Here is an 18,082-nt window from a genome sequence, read left to right on the forward strand (position 1 = left end):
GGTGCGGGACGGGTGTCAGTCCTGCTTCTCGATCTCGCCGCGCATCGTCACGAACTCCGACTGGAGCTCGGCCGCGGACTTGAAGTAGACCACCACCATGCCGAGGCTGCCCCGGTCGACCCAGATGCAGACGGCCACCGGCACGTCCGACGCCTTGCCGTCGGAGCACTTGGCGTCGCCGCCGAGCGGGCCCGCGTCGACCGTCTTGAAGTCCTTGGTGGCCAGGTCCGGGGTGACCGCCGCGGTGGCGTCGGCCAGCTCCTTCTTCGGGTCCGCCATGAGGCCGGACACCGCGACGATCATGACCAGGTCCTTCTTGGCCGGGTCGCCGTAGAAGGCGCCGACAGTGCTGGTCGCGTCCGGCACGTCCTTGCTGAGCTCGGACTTCATCTGCGCCGCGGCGGACTGCAGCTGCGGGTCGGTGACCTTCGCCCGGCCGCCGAGCGTCTGCGGCTCGACCACCCGGGTCTTGGTGGCGGTGACCACCTCGTCGACGGTGTCCTTCGTGGCGAAGTAGGCGGCGACACCGCCGCCGACGCAGAGCACCAGGACCACGGCGAGGACGATCAGCAGGATCTTGCCGACGCCGGACTTCTTCTTCGGCGGGACCGGCGCACCGAGCTGGCCGCCGTACTGCGGTTGCTGCGGAGTCTGCGGGTAGTCACCGCCGTACTGCGGCTGCTGCGGCGGCTGGTAGCCACCGGGCTGTTGCTGGGGGGAGGGGTAGTTGCCGGAGTAGGGACTGGACGGCGGCTGGGACATGTAGGCAGCTCCTGTGAGAAAACTGGACGCGTGATCGTAGCCAGCACCACCGACAGCCCGCTGTCCCGACAAGGGACGACGACGGAAAACCGCGACCTACCCGTGACCTGGGCCGCAGACGCCGATCGCGGTGGCCGGACCGTCCGGAACGGACAGCCCGACCACCGCGATCGATGCGTTGCGGCCGGTCAGCGCAGGCTTGCCACGCCTCGCGGCAGGAACCGCTTGCCGGTCACCCGCTCGGAGGTGCCAGTCCGGTCCAGGTACGGCGTGACGCCGCCCAGGTGGAACGGCCAGCCGGCGCCGAGGATCATGCACAGGTCGATGTCCTGCGCTTCGGCGACGACGCCCTCGTCGAGCATGAGCCGGATCTCCTGCGCCAGCGCGTCCAGCGCGTTCTGCCGGACCTGCTCGGCGGTCAGCGGCTCGTCACCGACCACGAGCAGCTTCGCCACCTCGTCGTTGATCTGGTCGTCGACCACGATCGGCTGACCCGAGTCGGCGATCCGCTTGAGGTTCTCGCTGACCCCGAACCGGTCCGGGAACGCCTCGTGCAGGGTGCCACCGACGTGGTACGCCACGGCCGGGCCGACGAGCTGCAGCAGCGCCAGCGGACGCATCGGCAGGCCCAGCGGGTCCAGCGCGCTGTTCGCCACGTCCAGCGGGGTGCCCTGGTCGACGGCGGCGAACACGGTGCCGAGGAAGCGGGTCAGCAGCCGGTTCACCACGAACGCCGGGGCGTCCTTCACCAGCACCGACGACTTCCTGAGCTGCTTGCCGACCGCGAACGCGGTGGCCAGCGTGGCGTCGTCGGTCCGCTCACCGCGGACGATCTCCAGCAGCGGCAGCACCGCGACCGGGTTGAAGAAGTGGAAGCCGACCACCCGCTCCGGGTGCTCCAGCTCGGCGGCCATCTCGGTGATGGACAGCGAGCTGGTGTTGGTGGCGAGCACCGCCTCCGGCTTGACGATCTTCTCCAGCTCGGCCCAGACCTGCTTCTTGACGCCCAGGTCCTCGAACACGGCCTCGATGACGAAGTCGGCGTCGGCGAAGACGGACTTGTCGACCGAGCCGGACACCAGGCCGTACAGCTTGGCCGCGGTGCCCTTGTCCATCCGGCCCTTGCTGACGGCCTTCTCGATCTGGGTGTGCACGTAGCCGACGCCCTTGTCCACCCGGGACTGATCCAGGTCGGTCATCACGACCGGCACCTGGAGCCGCCGGGCGAACAGCAGCGCGAGCTGGCTGGCCATGAGGCCGGCGCCGACGATGCCCACCTTGGTGACCGGACGGGCCAGGCCCTTGTCCGGCGCGCCGGCCGGGCGCTTGGCCCGCCGCTGCACCAGGTCGAAGGCGTACAGGCCGCTGCGCAGCTCCTCGGAGAAGATCAGGCCCGCGAGGGCCTCGTCCTCCGCCGCGGTGCCGGTGGCGAAGTCGGCGTCCTTCGCCGTCTCCAGCAGGTCCAGCGCCTTGTACGCGGACGGGACCGCGCCGTGCAGCCGCTGGTCCAGGGTCTGCCGGGCGAAGTAGAGCACGCCCGCCCACATGTCCTTGTCGACCTCGGGACGGGTCACGGTGACCTCGCCCCGGACCACGCCGGCGGCCCACTCCAGCGACCGCTCCAGGAAGTCGGCCGGCTCCAGCAGCACGTCCGCGATGCCCATCTCGGCGGCCTGCTTCGGCTTGAGCATCTTGTTCTGCATCAGCGGGTTCTGGATGATCACCTGCGTCGCGGCCGGGATGCCGATCAGGTTCGGCAGCAGCTGCGTACCGCCCCAGCCGGGGATCAGGCCGAGCGAGACCTCGGGCAGCGCCAGGGCCGCCGCGCCCGCCGACAGGGTCCGGTAGTGGCAGTGCAGCGCCAGCTCCAGGCCGCCGCCCATCGCCGCGCCGTTGACGAACGCGAAGGTGGGGACGCCGCTGTCCTTGAGCCGGGCGAAGACCCGGTGGCCGAGCCGCCCGATCTCCAGCGCCTGCTCGCGGTTCTCCAGCGCGGGCAGGCTGGTGATGTCCGCGCCCACGCAGAAGATGTACGGCTTGCCGGTGACCGCGATGAACGCCGGCTCGGCCGCCAGCGCGGCGGTGATCGCCTCGTCCAGGCTGGTCAGGCCGGCCGGGCCGAAGGTGTTCGGCTTGGTGTGGTCGAAGCCGTTGTCCAGGGTGATGAGGGCGGCGGGCCGGTCCAGCCCGGGTACGGCCACCTGGCGCAGCAGCGCCTTGGTGACGACCTCGTTCGGTGCGGCGAGGCTCACTTGTCTCCACCCTCCCAGTGCGGGTTCTCCCAGATCACGGTGCCGCCCATGCCGATGCCGATGCACATGGCGGTGAGGCCGTAGCGGACCTCGGGGTGCTCGGCGAACTGGCGGGCGAGCTGGGTCATCAGCCGGACGCCGGAGGACGCGAGCGGGTGACCGATGGCGATCGCGCCGCCCCACGGGTTGACCCGCGGGTCGTCGTCGGCGATGCCGAAGTGGTCGAGGAAGGCGAGCACCTGCACCGCGAACGCCTCGTTCAGCTCGAACAGGCCGATGTCGTCGATGCTCAGGCCGGCGATGCGCAGCGCCTTCTCGGTCGACGGGATCGGGCCGACGCCCATCACCTCGGGCTCGACGCCGACGAAGCCGAACGACACCAGGCGCATGCCGACCGGCAGGCCCAGCTCGCGGGCGGTCTCCTCGGCCACCAGCAGCGCGGCGGTGGCGCCGTCGTTCAGGCCGGCCGCGTTACCGGCGGTGACCTTGCCGTGCGGCCGGAACGGGGTCTTCAGCCCGGCCAGCTTCTCCATCGAGGTGTCCCGGGGTGCCTCGTCCACGCTGGCCAGGCCCCAGCCCGCCTCCGGGTCGCGGACCGCCACCGGCACCAGGTCGCCCTGGAGCTTGCCGTTGGCGTACGCCTTCGCGGTCTTCTGCTGCGAGGCCAGCGCGAACGCGTCGGTGCGCTCCTTGGTGATGTGCGGGACGCGGTCGTGCAGGTTCTCCGCGGTGGAGCCCATCACCAGGGCGGACGGGTCGACGAGCTTCTCCGCGACGATGCGCGGGTTGGGGTCGACGCCCTCGCCCATCGGGTGGCGGCCCATGTGCTCGACGCCGCCGGCGATGGCCACGTCGTACGCGCCCATGGCGATGCCGCTGGCCACTGTGGTGACAGCGGTCATCGCGCCGGCGCACATCCGGTCGATGGCGAAGCCGGGCACGGTCTTGGGCAGGCCGGCCAGCAGGGCGGCGGTGCGGCCGATGGTCAGGCCCTGGTCACCGATCTGGGTGGTGGCGGCGATGGCCACCTCCTCCACCTTCTCCGGCGGCAGTTGCGGATTGCGGCGCATCAGCTCGCGGATGCAGCGGATCACCAGATCGTCGGCGCGGGTGTTGGCGTACATCCCACCCGCCTTGCCGAACGGGGTACGGACGCCGTCGACGAAGACGACATCCCGGACTTCACGGGGCACTTGGAGCCTCCCTCGGCACGGGCATTTCCCCGGATGCTACTCGCCAGTAACCAAACGTGGCACCACCCCCCGCGTGGCCCACCTCACACCTGCCACCGACGTTACTGCTGGGGGGTGCGCAGCGCCTCGGTAAGAGCGGGCAGCAGCAGACCGATCTGCCACTCGCGGGCACCGAACCCGCGCAGCGTCTCCGCAACCGTCTCGTCGGTGATCTCCGCGGGCGGCTGCCACGCCAGCCGGCGGATCGAGTCCGGCGCGATCAGGTTCTCCGCCGGCAGGCGGTGCGCCCCGGCGGTGCCGACCACCACCTCCCGGGCGCGGGCCAGCCGGCCGGCCGCCACCGGGTCGCGTTCGGCCCACCGGTGCGGCGGAGGCGGCCCCTCCACCGTCGGGCTCACCGGCAGCGCGTCGTCCGGCAACTGGCGCGCGTCGTCCAGCGCCGCCAGCCAGGTACGCGCCAGCCGGCGCACCGACCGCCCACCGAACCCGGGCAGCGTGAGCAGCGTCTTTTCGTCCTTCGGGTCCAGCTCGGCGGCGGCCACGATGGCCGAGTCGGGCAGCACCCGGCCCGGCGCGGCGTCCCGGCGGGCGGCGATCTGGTCCCGCGCGTACCAGAGGGAACGCACCCGGGCCTGGGCGCGCGCGCCGCGCACCCGGTGGATGCCGGACGTGCGCCGCCACGGCTCGGCGCGGACGCGCGGCGGACGGGCGCCGTTGCGCACGAGCGCGTCGAACTCCTCCGCCGCCCAGGCGGACTTGCCCTGCCGCTGCAACTCCTCGTCCAGCGCGTCGCGCAGGTCCACGAGCAGCTCCACGTCGAGCGCCGCGTACGTCAGCCAGGACTCCGGCAGCGGCCGGCTGGACCAGTCGGCGGCGGAGTGGTGCTTCTCCAGGCTGAACCCGAGCAGCTGTTCGGTCAGCGCGGCCAGGCCGACCCGCTCGAACCCGGCCAGCCGGGCGGCCAGTTCGGTGTCGAACAACCGGCGCGGGCGCAGACCCACCTCGGCCAGGCAGGCGAGATCCTGGCTGGCGGCGTGCAGCACCCACTCGGTCCCGGCGATCGCCGCGTCCAGGGCGGACAGGTCGGGCAGCGGCAGCGGGTCGATGAGCGCGGTGCCGGAGCCGCCGCGACGCAGCTGCACCAGATAGGCGCGCTGGCTGTAGCGGTAGCCGGAGGCGCGTTCGGCGTCCAGGGCCACCGGGCCGCTGCCGGCCGCGAAGCGGGCCACGACCTCGTCCAACTCGGCAGGTGTGGCCACCGGGGCGGGCGTGCCGTCGCGCGGCGCGGTCAGGGGGACGGCCGCGCCCGGGTCGGTCTCGGTCCCCGCGTCCGCCGGCTCCGGCAGGGCCGACGTCGGATCGGCGGACGCCTCTCCGGTACGGCTTTCGGCGGCCCGACGGCGCAGGGGTGGTTCGTCGGTCACCTGACAACCCTAGTAGGCCGGACGATCCGGTGTGCGCAGCCGGTCGGGCGCGTGTCGGCGCGACGGCCGTCAGGTGACCGGAAAGGTGCGGGTTGCGGGGCCGTGAGAGGGTCGGACAAGGGGGAAGACAAAGCCCGTTCCCGCCGGTACGGTCCATCGAGCCGCGAACGGCGTACGGGCCGTGCCACAGCGGTCGGGGGGCGTCGGCGGAAGCCGACGGGGAGGACGGTCGAGCATGACAGGCGGGTACGGAACCGGCGACGACGTGCCGGGACAGGTCGGCGGCGACACGGCGGCCGACCGGCCGGGGCCGCTGCCGCCGCGCTTCGCCCCGCTCGCCGGCTCGGCCCCGGCGCCGTTCGCCGGTGGATCCGAGTGGAGCGGCACGCCCGGCTACCCGGCGTCCTCGGCTCGGGCCGCCGTCCAGCCGCCGTCCTACGGCACCACACCTTCCCAGCCGGGCCAGTCGTCCTACGGCGCCGCACCGGCGCAGCCGTCGTCCTTCGGCGCCGTACCGGCGCAGCCGTCGTCCTTCGGCGCCGTACCGGCGCAGACCTCCCGGTCCGCCGCTCCGGCGTACCCGGGTCAGCCGGCCGCGTCGCCGTCGTATCCGGGACAGCCGGTCTCCGCGACGCCGTCGTATCCGGGCGGGGCGGGGTCGTCGTACCCGGACCGGCAGCCCGCACCGTCGTATCCGGGCCCGTCCGGCGGCGGCCCGTCGTACCCGGGCCCGCCCGTGTCCGCGCCCGCCTATCCGGGCCAGCCGGTGTCCGGGCCGTCGCAGCCGGGCCCCGCGTACCCGGGTCAGCCCGCGCCCCTGGGCGGCCCGGCCGGCCCGGCGTCCCGGCGCAGCCGGGTGGCGGTGGTGGCGCTGGCCCTGGCCGCCGTGCTGACAGTGGTCACCGGCGTGCAGGCGTACCAGATCTACCGGCTCGACGACCGGCTCGCCGCCGCCGACAAGCGGATGGCCGAGGGGCAGGGCGCGGACGCCAGCCGGCTCGACGGCCTGGAGCAGCGCGCCGGCAGCCTGGAGAAGCAGGCCGACGCGGCCTTCAACCCGGAGGCGGTGGCCAGCGCGGTGCTGCCGAGCGTGTTCCGGGTGCGGGCCGGGCAGTTCACCGGTACCGCGTTCGCCGTCGGCAAGGCGCCGTCGGGCGGCGGCACCACGCTGCTGACGAACTTCCACGTGGTCGAGGCGGTCTTCACCGCCGGTGAGCGCAAGGTGTTCCTGGAGCGCAAGGACCAGCGGTTCGAGGCGACCATCATCGCCACCGACAAGGACAAGGACCTGGCGCAGCTCCGGACCACCGCCAAGTTCACCGGGCTGGTCGCGGCCGGCGCCCCGGTGCGGTCCGGCCAGCAGATCATCGTGGTCGGCGCGCCGCTCGGGTTGCAGGACAGCGTCACCACGGGCGTGGTCAGCGCGTTCCGTGAGGACGAGCGCGGCGGCGGCCCGGTGATCCAGTTCGACGCGCCGATCAACCCGGGCAACTCCGGCGGTCCGGTGATCAACGGTTCGAAGGAGGTCGTCGGCATCGCCACGGCCAAGGCCCGTAACGCCGAGGGCATCGGGCTCGCCGTGCCGATCAAGACCGCCTGCGACCGGTTCCGGCTCTGCTGACCGGTGGCCACACCGGCCCGGCCGCACCGCATCGACCCCGGCCCATCGGGCCACCCCGCGGGGGACCAGCACATCTGGAGGAACGACATGTCCTACCCACCGGCCGGGGGCGACAACCCGCCCCCGGCGCCGGGGGGCACGGTCTACGGCAACCCGTACGGCAGCCGGCCCGCGCCCCAGCAGTACGACCCGAACCAGCCCGCGCCGACCCTGCACCAGCCCACCGCGTCCGACGGCGCTCCCGGGTACGGCGGATACCAGCCCGCCGCGCCGGGACAGCCGGGATACGCGCCGGGTGCCGCCCCGGTGCCCCCGCCGGCGCAGCCGATGTCGGCGCCGCCGGTATCCGTCCCGCCGGTCTCCGCCCCCGGTTACGCGCAGCCGATGTCGGTCCCGCCGGCGTCCGCGCCGCCGGTGTCCGGCCCCGGCTTCGCGCCGCCGCCGATGTCCGGGCCGCCCGGCCCGTACGGCCCGCCGGCCGCCGCGCCGGCGACCGGCGGCGGCCGGAAGTGGGCCGCGCTGGTGCTCGGCCTCGTGGCCGCGTTGCTGTTCGTCTTCGGCGGCGTGATGACGTTCCTGTACGTCTCTACGAACGGCGAGCTGGACAAGTCCCGGCAGACGGTCAGCCAGCGTGACGGCACGATCTCGGCGAACCAGCAGGAGATCGAGAAGCTCAAGGGCGAGCTGAAGACGGTCCAGGAGCGGCTGTCGGACACCCAGCAGGACCTGACCGGCACCAAGAACGACCGAGACGAGCAGGCCCGGCAGAAGAAGGTCATCGCGAGCTGCCTGGACAAGCTGACCACCGCCATCGCGGCGGCGTCGCGCGGCGACCGGGCCGGCTTCGAGGCGGCCAACAAGGGCCTGGACAAGGTCTGCGACGAGGCCGAGAACTACCTCTGACCGCGTCCGCCCGAAGGCCGCCCCGGCTCGCCCGGGGCGGCCTTCGCGCATCGGGCGTCAGCGGCGGAGCCGGCCGGGCGGCGGAGAGGGTACGACGGTCAGGCGGCGCCCGCCGAGCGGCGGGTGGGCAGCGCGGTGACACCGGGCGGCGGCAGGCCGGCCGTGGAGGCCAGCAGCGTGCACCAGCCCAGCAGGTGCGGGCCGAGGTCGGCGCGCAACGGCGTCCAGGAGGCGCGGATCTCGATGTCACCGGCGGCGGGCGGCCCGGCCAGCTCGCCGAAGCGGGTGGAGAGCGTCTGGGTGACGGTGCCGCCGATTGCCCGGTGCCCGGCGCCCTGCACGTCGAGCGCGTCGGTCAGCCAGGTCCAGCCGACGCCCGGCAGCAGCGGGTCGCTGGCGAGGTCGACCTCCAGCTCGGCGGTGACGTACGTGACCAGCCGCAAGGTGCCCTGCCACGCCTCGTGCCCGGCCGGGTCGTGCAGCAGGATCAGCCGGCCGGTGGCCACCTCGTCGTCGTCGCGCATCACGGCGGCGGACAGCGCGAACGCGTACGGGGCCAGCCGCTGCGGCGCGCCGACCTCCTCCAGGACGATCTCCGGGCGGGGTGTCACCGACCGCAGCCCCGCGACCGCGCGAGCGAACGTTTCCGGGAGCGCGATCGGGGGGGCCATGCGGGCAGCCTATGCGCGCTCACCGCGCGGCGCGCGACGGCGCGCCGGGTGATCGACGGTTAAGGCGACGCTCTGCCGGAGGCGTCGGGCGGGTGCCCTTCCTTCTACGTCACAAATGCGGACGGTGAGCGCGGGCGCGCACCGGGGGCGTGGCACGATTGCCGCGATGACCACCGACACCACGGGCACTGCCGCCCGAGACGGAGAACCCCGCCGCGGCGGGCCGGCCGACTCGCCCTTCGTCCGCGCCTGCCGGCGCGAGCCGGGCCCGCACACCCCGGTCTGGTTCATGCGCCAGGCCGGCCGGTCGCTGCCGGAGTACCGGGAGATCCGGGCCAACGTGCCGATGCTGGAGTCGTGCCGCCGGCCCGAGCTGGTCACCGAGATCACGCTCCAGCCGGTGCGCCGGCACGGCGTGGACGCGGCGATCCTGTTCAGCGACATCGTGGTGCCGGTCGCCGCGGCCGGCGTCGACCTGGACATCGTGCCCGGCACCGGTCCGGTGGTGGCCGAGCCGGTCCGTACCGCCGCCGACGTCGAGCGGATCAGCCCGATCGGCCGCGACGACGTGTCGTACGTGGACGAGGCGGTCCGCCGGCTCGTCGTCGAGCTGGGCGACACCCCGCTGATCGGCTTCGCCGGCGCTCCGTTCACGCTTGCCAGCTACCTGGTCGAGGGCGGCCCGTCGCGTACGCACGCCAAGACGAAGGCGCTGATGTACGGCGACCCGGACCTGTGGCACGCGCTGTGCGCGCGGCTGGCCGAGGTGACGCTGGCGTTCCTCCAGGTGCAGATCGACGCCGGGGTCTCCGCGGTGCAGCTGTTCGACTCGTGGGCGGGCGCGCTCTCCGAGGCCGACTACCGCCGTTTCGTGCTGCCGCACTCGACGTACGTGCTGGGCGGGCTCGCCGACGCGGGTGTGCCGCGGATCCACTTCGGGGTGGGCACCGGCGAGCTGCTCGGCGCGATGGGCGAGGCCGGGGCCGACGTGGTGGGCGTGGACTGGCGTACCCCGCTGGACGTCGCCACCGGCCGGATCGGCCCGGACAAGGCGGTGCAGGGCAACCTCGACCCGACGGTGCTGCTCGCCCCCTGGCCGGCGGTGGAGACCGAGGTGCGGCGCATCGTCGAGCAGGGCCGGGCCGCTCCCGGCCACGTGTTCAACCTCGGTCACGGCGTCCTGCCGGAGACCGACCCCGAGGTGCTGACCCGGGTGGTCGCGCTGGTGCACGAACTGACCGCGCGACCGGAGCGCTAGGAGGAGACAGTGGTGCGACCGTGGCGGGTGGCGATCGTCGGTGGCGGGATCACCGGGCTGGCCGCCGCCGTCCGGTTGCGCGACCGGGCTCCCGAGGGCACCGAGATCACCGTGTACGAGCAGTCCGGTCGTCTCGGCGGCAAGCTGTTCACCGGTGAGCTGGCCGGTGGCCCGGTCGAGTTCGGCGCCGAGTCGTTCCTCATGCGCGACCCGGCCGGTGGCGAGTCGGCGGCGGTGACGCTGGCCCGCCGCCTCGGCCTGGACGAGGAGATCGTGCACCCCACGGTCGGGCAGGCGGCCCTGCTGGTCGACGGCACGTTGCGCCCGGTGCCGGGCGGCACGCTCGTCGGCGTACCCGGGGATCTGGACAAGGTGGCGGCGGTGGCGCCGCCGGCCGCGGACGCCGACCGCGACGCGGGCCACCCGCTGCTGGCCGACGGCGAGGACACCTCGGTCGGTGAGCTGGTCCGCAAGCGTCTCGGTGACGCGGTGGTGGAGCGGCTGGTCGACCCGATGCTCGGCGGCGTGTACGCGGGGCGGGCCGACGACCTGTCGCTGGTCACCACGATGCCGGCGCTGGCCCGCGCGGCCCGCGCCGAGCACACGCTGGTCGGTGCGGTACGCGCCGCGCAGGCCGCCGCGCCGCGCGCGCCGGGCGCCCCGGTCTTCGGCACCCTCGCCGGCGGGCTGAGCACGCTGGTCGCGGCGGCGGCGACGGCGAGCGGTGCGACGATCCGCCGGGGCGCCGCGGTACGCGAGTTGCGCCGCACCCCGGACGGCTGGCGGCTCACAGTCGGGCCGACCCGCGACGCCGAGCACGTCGAGGCGGACGCGGTGCTGCTCGCGGTGCCGGCCCGCCCGGCCGCCCGGCTGCTCGCCGCCGCCGCGCCCGAGGCGGCCGGCACGGTGGGCGCGCTCGACTACGCGAGCGTCGCCCTGATCACCCTCGCGCTGCCGGGGCCGGCCCTGCCGGAGCTGTCCGGCTTCCTGGTGCCGGCCGGTGAGGGGCTGACGATCAAGGCGTCCACGTTCTTCACCACCAAGTGGGGGCACCTGCGGCGGCCGGACGGGCTGGCGCTGATGCGCGCCTCGGTGGGCCGGTACGGCGACGAGACGTCGCTGCAGCTCACCGACGACGACCTGGCCGACACGGTGCACCGGGAGCTGTCGGCGGTGCTCGGCGCGCCGCTGCCGGCGCCGGTGGCCCGGCACGTGCAGCGGTGGGGTGGCGCGCTGCCCCAGTACACGCCCGGGCACACCGCCCGGGTGGCGGCGGTCCGGACGGCGCTGCGCGCCGCCCACCCGACGCTTGCAGTGGCCGGGGCCGGTTACGACGGCGTCGGCATCCCGGTGTGCGTCCGCTCCGGCGAGACGGCGGCCGAAGAGATCATCACGGCACTGGAAGGATCGGCAGCATGACCGAGCAGACCAACGCGGCGCGGCTGCGCGAGCTCAACGAGACCATCCGCTACACGATGTGGTCGGTGTACCGGGCCACCAGCCCGCTGCCGTCGCTGCGGGAGAACGTCGTCGACGAGGTCGAGTCGCTCTTCACCGAGCTGGCCGGCAAGGACGTCACGATCCGGGGCACGTACGACGTGGCCGGGCTGCGCGCCGACGCCGACCTGATGATCTGGTGGCACTCGTCGTCCAGCGACGCGCTGCAGGACGCGTACCTGCGGTTCCGCCGGACCACGCTGGGCCGGGCCCTCACCCCGGTCTGGTCGCAGATGGCGCTGCACCGCCCGGCCGAGTTCAACAAGAGCCACATCCCGGCTTTCCTGAACGACGAGGAGCCCCGCGCCTACCTGTGCGTCTACCCGTTCGTGCGCTCGTACGAGTGGTACCTGCTGCCCGACGCCGAGCGGCGCGAGCTGCTGGCCGAGCACGGCAAGATGGCCCGGGGCTACCCGGACGTGCGGGCCAACACGGTCGCCTCGTTCGCGCTCGGCGACTACGAGTGGATGCTGGCGTTCGAGGCCGACGAGCTGCACCGGATCGTGGACCTGATGCGCGACCTGCGCGCCTCCGGCGCCCGCCGGCACGTGCGGGAGGAGATCCCGTTCTACACCGGCCGCCGCCGCCCGGTCGCCGACATCGTCAACTGCCTGGTCTGAGGGTGCCCGGCCGGGACCGCGAGCGCGGTCCCGGCCGGAGCCCGGTCAGGCGGTCGTCGTGCAGGACAGGATGCCGGGCACCGGGTTCGTCGCACCGGCCGAGCCGGTGAAGCCGAACGAGGTGCTGGCGCCCGGTGCGAGCGAGCCGTTGTAGGCCACGTTGCGTGCCGTCACCAGCGTTCCGCTGGTGGTGACAGTGGCGTTCCACGCCGAGTTGACCTGCTGGCCGTTCTGGTAGTTCCAGCTCACCGACCAGCCGCGGATCGGTGAACCGCTGCCGTTTGTCACCTTCACCTCGGCCTGGAAGCCGCCGCCCCACGAACCGGTGATCGCGTACGTCGCGGTGCAGCCACCGGCCGGGTTCGGCGTGGTCGGCGGCGGGCTGGTCGGGGGCGTGCTGGTGGGCGGCGTGCTCGTCGGCGGGGTGCTGGTCGGCGGCGTGCTGGTCGGCGGCGTGGTCGGGCCGGACCCGCCGAAGTCCACGTCGCTGCACAGGTAGTAGGACTGGTCCAGGTGGCTGGCCTGCCAGATGGTGTAGACGATGTGCCGGCCGGTGCGGCCCGGCGCGTTCGCCGGGATCTGGATGGACACGCCGTCCACCTCACGCGTCCACTGGCTGGCCGGGGTGTTGCCGATCTGGCCGACCAGTTCCAGGTCGCTCCAGCGCAGCGGCGAGGTGAGCGCGTTGAAACCCTGCTTGGTCACGTACACCCGGATGTAGTCGGCGCCGTGGCTGGCCTGGTCGAAGAACTTGACCCGGAAGCTGTTGGTGACCGGCACGGTCTTCCAGGCGCCGACGGTGTCGAGCGCGTTGTACCGGCCGCTCTGGGTGCGTCCGCCGCTGCACAGCTGCCCGTCCGGGATGGCGCCCTGATGGTTGCCGGCCACGCCCTCGCGGAACAGGCCGTTCCAGTTCCACATGGCGTTCGGGTCGGCCTGCCACGCCTGCCAGCACATCGGGTCCTGGGTGGCCATGGCCGGGTTCTGGAAGTCACCGCCCCAGCGCTGCCAGCAGCTGTAGGCGCGCGAGGCCGGGTCGACGACCGACCCGTGCGCCGAGGCCGGGCCGGAGAACGCGGTGGTGAGCAGCGCCGCCACCACCGCGCAGACGGCGAGGATCGCCGCCGCGAGCGGTAAGGGGCGGCGGTACGGAGTGGACATGGGAAAGCCTCCGGGATGGGTGTCGGTGCACGACGCCCGGACTGTCGGGAGTTGCCCTCTCCCGCGTGGCGGCTCCGCCCGCACGGTGCCACAAAAAGCGACAAACGTCAATGAGTCGGGTCGCGGCGCATCGGGGTGTGCGGGATGCCGTCCTCGACGTAGCCGGGGCCGTCGACGGTGAAGCCGAACCCGGCGTAGAAGCCGACCAGGTGCGTCTGCGCGTCGAGCACGCACGGCCGGTCACCCGCCACGGCCAGGGCCTCGGTCATCAGCGCACCGGCCAGGCCCGCGCCGCGCGCCGCCGGCGCCACCACGACCCGTCCGATCCGTGCGACGCCGCCGGGGTCGGCCAGGATCCGCAGGTACGCGACCACGGCGCCGTCACTGCTCAGCCACAGGTGGCGGGTGCCGGGTTCGACGTCCCGGCCGTCCAGTTCCGGGTACGGGCAGGACTGCTCGACCACGAACACGTCGATGCGCAGCCGGAGCAGGTCGTGGAAGGTGCGGGCGTCCAGGTCGGCGAAGCCGGCCAGGTGGGACTCGACGGGCATCGGCCCAGGGTAGGCGGCGCGTCTCCGGCCGCTCGTGGTCCCCCTGGCGCGACGCGTCGGCTCGGCGCGCGCCAGGCCGGCGCGGCCCGGCGCGTTCAGCCCTTCGAAGTGCGCAGCCCGGTGGCGGTGACGGTGACGGCGCGCTCGAACCAGGTGCCGGTGTCGGCCGCCGAGCGGGTCCAGACCGCGACGCACTGGGTCACCCGGCCGTGGTGCAGGCAGCCGTAGCGGTGCGGGAAGCGCGTGCCGTCGGACACGGTCATGGTCGCGGACACCACCCGGCCCGGCACGCCCAGCCCGGTGGGCAGGTCCGCCGCGGTGTGTCCGGCGGTCACCTGGCCGCCCTCCTCGTCGCGCTCGCACGCCTCCAGCACGCCGAAGACCTGCCGTACCGCGTCCGCGGCTGTCTGCTCGTCCGGGTAGACCACCGTCTCCTGGGCGATCTCGACGAACTCGCCGGCCGGGGTCCCCTCCGGCGTGACGAAGACCCGGGTGGACGCGACGAGCCGCCGGTCGAGCAGGGGCAGGGAGCGACCGCAGGCGACACCGTCGGAGTCGAGCCGTTCGCTGGCGTGCTCGGGCTTCTCGGCCAGGCCGGCCAGGCTGCCGGTCGCGGCGTACCGGTCGCGCAGCGCCGCGGCGGCGCCGCCGTCGGTGGGCGAGGGCGCGACGAGCGCCGGATCGGGGGCGGTCGCGGCACCGGGCTCGGTGGCGGAACCGCAGCCGGTGAGGGTGGCGACCAGGGCCACCGAGATGATCAACCGTCGGGACACCGGAGGGATGGTAGACGGAGATCGACGCCGGTGGTGCCCCGGGAGCGGCCGCGTCAGGCGGGGCGGGCGCCGACCGCGTCGCGTACCTCGGCGCCCTGCTCGCCCTCGACGGCGCGGGCGCAGTGGGCGCAGCAGAAGAAGCGGCCGGAGACCTCGACGCCGTGCCCGACGATCTTGATCTGGCAGTGCTCGCAGATCGGCGCCATCTTGTGCACCGCGCACTCGAAGCAGTCGAACGTGTGCCGCGACCCGTCGACGGTGCGCACCTCGAACGCCATCCAGTAGTCGTTGCCGCAAACCTCGCAGGCAGCCATGCGAAACCCCCCGAAAACGGACCTGTCATCCGAGAGTCGCGCAGAGGACACCTTCGAGCAACCGGAACCGGCGAACCTGATCCGGCCCCACGGCGAGTCGCTCCCGGCGTGTCGCGCGTTGACTCCTGTGACCGCCGAAAATCCCCGGAGGATTCGTGATCAAGCGCAACAGGCTCTTCGGCAACCAGACCCGGGTGACGTTCTCGCTGCCCCGGGACACCCCGGCCGGCACGGTCAGCGTGGTCGGCTGCTTCAACGGGTGGGAGCCCGGCCGGCACGAGCTGGTGCCGCGGCGCGACGGCACCCGTACCGTGACGGTCCGGCTCGCGCCGGGGGAGTACCGCTTCCGCTACCTCGCCACCGGCGGGGTGTGGCTGGACGACGAGGCCGCCGACCAGGTGGACGAGGCCGGCGGCCTGCTGCGGTTGTGACGCCGCCGTCAGCCGGCGCTGGGCTCCAGCCGCACCGAGATCGAGTTGACGCAGTGCCGGGTGTCCTTCGGGGTGAAGCCCTCGCCCTCGAAGACGTGCCCGAGGTGGCTGTCGCAGCGCGCGCAGCGGATCTCCACGCGCCGCATGCCGAGCGTGTTGTCCGGGATCTCCTTGACCGCGCCCGGGATGGCGTCGTCGAAGCTCGGCCAGCCGCAGTGCGAGTCGAACTTGTCCTGGCTGCGGAACAGTTCCAGCCCGCAGGCCCGGCAGTGGTAGACGCCGGGGGTCTTGGTGTCGACGTACTCACCGGTCCAGGGCGCCTCGGTGCCGGCCTCGCGGAGCACCCGGAACTCCTCGGGGCTCAGCCGGACGCGCCATTCGTCCTCGGTACGGGGCAGTTCGTTGTCGGAAAGACTCACCGTTCCACGGTACGTCGGGTGTCGGTGGCATCGCATATGGTCGCGTGATGGCGGGCAGGAGTGCGGTCGAGGAGATCGAGGTAGCCGGGCACACGGTGCGGCTGAGCAGCCCCGATCGGGTGATCTTCCCGCAGCGCGGCTTCACCAAGGCCGACGTCTTCCGCTACTACCTCGCAGTCGGCGACGGGATCATGCGCGCCCTGCGCGACCGGCCCACCACGCTCCAGCGCTTCCCCGACGGCATCGAGGGGGAGATGTTCTTCCAGAAGCGGGTGCCGCAGCGGGGCGTGCCGCCGTGGGTCCGCACCGCGCGGATCGCCTTCCCCAGCGGCCGCCCGGCCGACGAGCTGTGCCCGGCCGACCTGGCGCACGTGGCCTGGGCGGCGCAGATGGGCACAGTGGTGTTCCACCCGTGGCCGGTGCGCGCCGCCGACACCGACCGCCCCGACGAGCTGCGCGTCGACCTCGACCCGCAACCCGGCACCGACTTCGCCGACGCGGTGACCGCCGCCGGTGAGCTGCGCGGGCTGCTCGACGAGCTGGGCGTGCCCGGCTGGCCGAAGACCTCCGGCGGCCGGGGCGTGCACGTCTACCTGCGCATCCAGCCGCGCTGGACGTTCGTGGAGGTGCGCCGGGCCACCATCGCGCTGGCCCGGGAGCTGGAACGCCGCCGCCCCGAGCTGGTCACCACCGCCTGGTGGAAGGAGGAGCGCGGCGAGCGCGTCTTCGTCGACTTCAACCAGATGGCGCGGGACCGCACCATCGCCTGCGCGTACTCACTGCGCGCCAACGGCCGCGCCACCGTCTCCACCCCGGTCGACTGGGACGAGCTGCCGCAGGTCGACCCGGACGACTTCCACCTCGGTACGGTGCCGGCCCGGTTCGCCGAGCGCGGTGACCCGCACGCCGGCATCGACGACGCCCCGTGGGACATCACGCCGCTGCTGGAGTGGGCCGAGCGGGACGCCGCGGACGGGCTGGGCGACATGCCGTACCCGCCGGAATACCCGAAGATGCCCGGCGAGCCGAAGCGGGTCCAGCCGTCCAAGGACCGCGACCGCCCTCGCCCCTGACCCCGCCTCGCCGTTTCCTTGCCGACGGGTGGACCGGCGTGCGTCGTGCTCGGGTGACCGCGGCTCAGCCGGAGGCGGTCAGCAGGGCCCGGACCGAAGCGACGACGTGCCGGGGGCGGCGGTAGAGGTCGGTGGCCGTGTAGACCCGCATGCGCCAGCCGTGCTCGGCCAGCCAGTTGAGCCGGGAGCGGTCGTGGTGCAGCCGGCCGGGGTCGAGGTGGGATCCGCCGTCGTACTCCAGACCGATGCGCTGGTCGCGATAGCCCAGGTCGAGGCGGTAGATCGGTATCCCGTCGTGGTCGGAGACCCACAGCTGCGGCTCCGGCGGCGGCAGCCCGCCGTCGATCAGCAACAGGCGTAACTGGCTCTCCTGCCGGCACTCCGAACGCGGGTCGGCGAGCGCGACGAGTTGCCCCGCCTGTCGTACTCCCCGCAGGCCGGCGTGCCACGCCACCTCGGTCCGCAGATCCTCGTGGCGGCAGGCGCCGACTCGAAGGCAGAGGTCCAGCACCGGTAGCGCGTCCGCCCGCCGGATCAACCGGGCCAGGTCCACCGCGCAGCGGGCGGCGGGCGCGCAGGGGATGCCGGCGATCTCCACCGCGTCCGGGACCGGCAGCACCGTCTGATGCGCCGCCACGCCCCGGATGCGGGGCGCACCCGCGCCGGGCGGCACGATCACGTGCACCCGGCCGTCCGGCACCGCCCCGAACCGGTGCAGTCGCGCGCCCGTGTGGAACCCCGCGACGGTGCCCGGCGGCAACCGCCGGAACAGGGCGCGCAACCGGCTCGTCTCGTCGTCGGCACAGCCGTAGACACCCCGGCCCAGCCGGCCCAGCCGTCCCGCCTCCACCCGGTGCCGGACTGCCCCACGGCTCATCCCACCCGCCAGCAACTCCCCGTACCGCCACACCCGCCCACCCTCCCGCCCCACCGCCCCTCCCGTCCGCCCCTGTGGACAGCCGCGCCCGCTACCCCGGTGACCCTCGTCGATCTTGGAGTTGTGGTCGTTCCCAAAAGCCACATAGAGCGCATCCGAGGTGCCACAACTCCAAGATCGACGGGGAGGTGGGCGGGGAGGGCGCGGTGGTGGGGCGGCGGGGACCGATAACGATCATGTAACGGGCGCGAACCTTTTGCGGGGTGTCACTGCTCTCTCTCG

Annotated in this window: 18 protein-coding genes; 7 read left to right on the forward strand and 11 right to left on the reverse strand. The window is 73.6% G+C overall.

Annotated features, from left to right (window positions below):
* Window positions 1–15 precede the first annotated feature (15 nt).
* The 4 genes from ACN27D_RS24095 to ACN27D_RS24110 form a co-directional block, all read right to left on the reverse strand.
* A complete protein-coding gene (locus tag ACN27D_RS24095) occupies window positions 16–762 on the reverse strand; it encodes a hypothetical protein (RefSeq protein WP_121686449.1) in 747 nt (248 codons plus the stop codon).
* Window positions 763–950: 188 nt separating this feature from the next.
* A complete protein-coding gene (locus tag ACN27D_RS24100) occupies window positions 951–3,014 on the reverse strand; it encodes a 3-hydroxyacyl-CoA dehydrogenase NAD-binding domain-containing protein (protein ID WP_357899900.1) in 2,064 nt (687 codons plus the stop codon).
* Window positions 3,011–4,207: a thiolase family protein gene (locus ACN27D_RS24105; protein WP_091420004.1), complete on the reverse strand. Its 1,197-nt coding sequence runs from the start codon at window positions 4,205–4,207 to the stop codon at window positions 3,011–3,013. Before ACN27D_RS24105 ends, ACN27D_RS24100 begins: the two co-directional genes overlap by 4 nt.
* Before the next feature lie 101 nt (window positions 4,208–4,308).
* Window positions 4,309–5,631 (reverse strand): ribonuclease D, encoded by a 1,323-nt coding sequence (locus ACN27D_RS24110; protein ID WP_421500047.1) that lies wholly within the window; start codon window positions 5,629–5,631, stop codon window positions 4,309–4,311.
* Between the two features lie 235 nt (window positions 5,632–5,866).
* Between ACN27D_RS24110 and ACN27D_RS24115 the strand changes: the two genes are divergently transcribed.
* Complete coding sequence (locus tag ACN27D_RS24115) at window positions 5,867–7,252, forward strand: trypsin-like peptidase domain-containing protein (RefSeq protein WP_421500048.1); 1,386 nt, start codon at window positions 5,867–5,869, stop codon at window positions 7,250–7,252.
* Window positions 7,253–7,339: 87 nt separating this feature from the next.
* Window positions 7,340–8,155 carry a hypothetical protein gene (locus tag ACN27D_RS24120; protein ID WP_350815149.1) on the forward strand — a complete coding sequence of 272 codons (816 nt, stop codon included), beginning with the start codon at window positions 7,340–7,342 and terminating at the stop codon, window positions 8,153–8,155.
* Between the two features lie 98 nt (window positions 8,156–8,253).
* On the opposite strand, the gene ACN27D_RS24125 is transcribed toward ACN27D_RS24120, so the two are convergent.
* Entirely contained in the window at window positions 8,254–8,826 is a 573-nt protein-coding gene (locus tag ACN27D_RS24125) for a DUF3000 domain-containing protein (protein WP_120571001.1), read from the reverse strand.
* Window positions 8,827–8,992: 166 nt separating this feature from the next.
* On the opposite strand from ACN27D_RS24125, the gene hemE reads away from it, so the two are divergent.
* Genes hemE through hemQ form a run of 3 tightly spaced genes read left to right on the forward strand, consistent with a single transcriptional unit; the run spans window position 8,993 to window position 12,201 of the window.
* Window positions 8,993–10,084, forward strand: a complete 1,092-nt coding sequence (gene hemE, locus ACN27D_RS24130) for a uroporphyrinogen decarboxylase (protein WP_205776070.1) — start codon at window positions 8,993–8,995, stop codon at window positions 10,082–10,084.
* A gap of 9 nt (window positions 10,085–10,093) precedes the next feature.
* A complete protein-coding gene (gene hemG / locus ACN27D_RS24135) occupies window positions 10,094–11,503 on the forward strand; it encodes a protoporphyrinogen oxidase (RefSeq protein WP_421500049.1) in 1,410 nt (469 codons plus the stop codon).
* Complete coding sequence (gene hemQ, locus ACN27D_RS24140; protein WP_135238969.1) at window positions 11,500–12,201, forward strand: hydrogen peroxide-dependent heme synthase; 702 nt, start codon at window positions 11,500–11,502, stop codon at window positions 12,199–12,201. The genes hemG and hemQ overlap by 4 nt, the downstream gene beginning before the upstream one ends.
* Before the next feature lie 45 nt (window positions 12,202–12,246).
* Here hemQ and ACN27D_RS24145 read toward each other — a convergent pair whose 3' ends face one another.
* The 4 genes from ACN27D_RS24145 to ACN27D_RS24160 all read right to left on the reverse strand — a co-directional run bounded on the left by ACN27D_RS24145 (window position 12,247) and on the right by ACN27D_RS24160 (window position 15,000).
* Window positions 12,247–13,362 carry a lytic polysaccharide monooxygenase gene (locus ACN27D_RS24145; RefSeq protein WP_194803024.1) on the reverse strand — a complete coding sequence of 372 codons (1,116 nt, stop codon included), beginning with the start codon at window positions 13,360–13,362 and terminating at the stop codon, window positions 12,247–12,249.
* A gap of 107 nt (window positions 13,363–13,469) precedes the next feature.
* Window positions 13,470–13,913: a GNAT family N-acetyltransferase gene (locus ACN27D_RS24150; RefSeq protein WP_421500050.1), complete on the reverse strand. Its 444-nt coding sequence runs from the start codon at window positions 13,911–13,913 to the stop codon at window positions 13,470–13,472.
* Window positions 13,914–14,008: 95 nt separating this feature from the next.
* On the reverse strand, window positions 14,009–14,686 hold the full coding sequence (locus ACN27D_RS24155; protein ID WP_421500051.1) for a hypothetical protein: 678 nt from the start codon (window positions 14,684–14,686) through the stop codon (window positions 14,009–14,011).
* Window positions 14,687–14,739: 53 nt separating this feature from the next.
* Window positions 14,740–15,000: a hypothetical protein gene (locus ACN27D_RS24160; protein ID WP_013284826.1), complete on the reverse strand. Its 261-nt coding sequence runs from the start codon at window positions 14,998–15,000 to the stop codon at window positions 14,740–14,742.
* A 155-nt stretch (window positions 15,001–15,155) separates the two neighbouring features.
* Here ACN27D_RS24160 and ACN27D_RS24165 point away from each other — a divergent pair, with 155 nt between their 5' ends.
* Complete coding sequence (locus ACN27D_RS24165; RefSeq protein ID WP_120570994.1) at window positions 15,156–15,431, forward strand: isoamylase early set domain-containing protein; 276 nt, start codon at window positions 15,156–15,158, stop codon at window positions 15,429–15,431.
* An 8-nt stretch (window positions 15,432–15,439) separates the two neighbouring features.
* On the opposite strand, the gene msrB is transcribed toward ACN27D_RS24165, so the two are convergent.
* On the reverse strand, window positions 15,440–15,850 hold the full coding sequence (gene msrB / locus ACN27D_RS24170) for a peptide-methionine (R)-S-oxide reductase MsrB (protein WP_013284828.1): 411 nt from the start codon (window positions 15,848–15,850) through the stop codon (window positions 15,440–15,442).
* A gap of 47 nt (window positions 15,851–15,897) precedes the next feature.
* On the opposite strand from msrB, the gene ligD reads away from it, so the two are divergent.
* Window positions 15,898–16,923, forward strand: coding sequence for a non-homologous end-joining DNA ligase (gene ligD, locus ACN27D_RS24175; RefSeq protein ID WP_121686439.1), 1,026 nt, complete (start codon window positions 15,898–15,900; stop codon window positions 16,921–16,923).
* Window positions 16,924–16,987: 64 nt separating this feature from the next.
* On the opposite strand, the gene ACN27D_RS24180 is transcribed toward ligD, so the two are convergent.
* The gene (locus tag ACN27D_RS24180) at window positions 16,988–17,800 is read right to left on the reverse strand and encodes a hypothetical protein (RefSeq protein ID WP_421500052.1); all 813 of its coding nucleotides are present in this window, start codon (window positions 17,798–17,800) and stop codon (window positions 16,988–16,990) included.
* Window positions 17,801–18,082 lie beyond the last annotated feature (282 nt).

Source organism: Micromonospora sp. WMMD1274, from assembly GCF_049179035.1.
Lineage (GTDB): Bacteria > Actinomycetota > Actinomycetes > Mycobacteriales > Micromonosporaceae > Micromonospora > Micromonospora tulbaghiae.

Coding starts and splice junctions, on each gene's coding strand:
- ACN27D_RS24095 (WP_121686449.1), bottom strand. CDS start 762: ATGTCCCAGCCGCCGTCCAGTCCCTACTCCGGCAACTACCCCTCCCCC.
- ACN27D_RS24115 (WP_421500048.1), top strand. CDS start 5,867: ATGACAGGCGGGTACGGAACCGGCGACGACGTGCCGGGACAGGTCGGC.
- ACN27D_RS24120 (WP_350815149.1), top strand. CDS start 7,340: ATGTCCTACCCACCGGCCGGGGGCGACAACCCGCCCCCGGCGCCGGGG.
- ACN27D_RS24125 (WP_120571001.1), bottom strand. CDS start 8,826: ATGGCCCCCCCGATCGCGCTCCCGGAAACGTTCGCTCGCGCGGTCGCG.
- hemE (WP_205776070.1), top strand. CDS start 8,993: ATGACCACCGACACCACGGGCACTGCCGCCCGAGACGGAGAACCCCGC.
- hemQ (WP_135238969.1), top strand. CDS start 11,500: ATGACCGAGCAGACCAACGCGGCGCGGCTGCGCGAGCTCAACGAGACC.
- ACN27D_RS24145 (WP_194803024.1), bottom strand. CDS start 13,362: ATGTCCACTCCGTACCGCCGCCCCTTACCGCTCGCGGCGGCGATCCTC.
- ACN27D_RS24150 (WP_421500050.1), bottom strand. CDS start 13,913: ATGCCCGTCGAGTCCCACCTGGCCGGCTTCGCCGACCTGGACGCCCGC.
- ACN27D_RS24160 (WP_013284826.1), bottom strand. CDS start 15,000: ATGGCTGCCTGCGAGGTTTGCGGCAACGACTACTGGATGGCGTTCGAG.
- ligD (WP_121686439.1), top strand. CDS start 15,898: ATGGCGGGCAGGAGTGCGGTCGAGGAGATCGAGGTAGCCGGGCACACG.
- ACN27D_RS24180 (WP_421500052.1), bottom strand. CDS start 17,800: ATGAGCCGTGGGGCAGTCCGGCACCGGGTGGAGGCGGGACGGCTGGGC.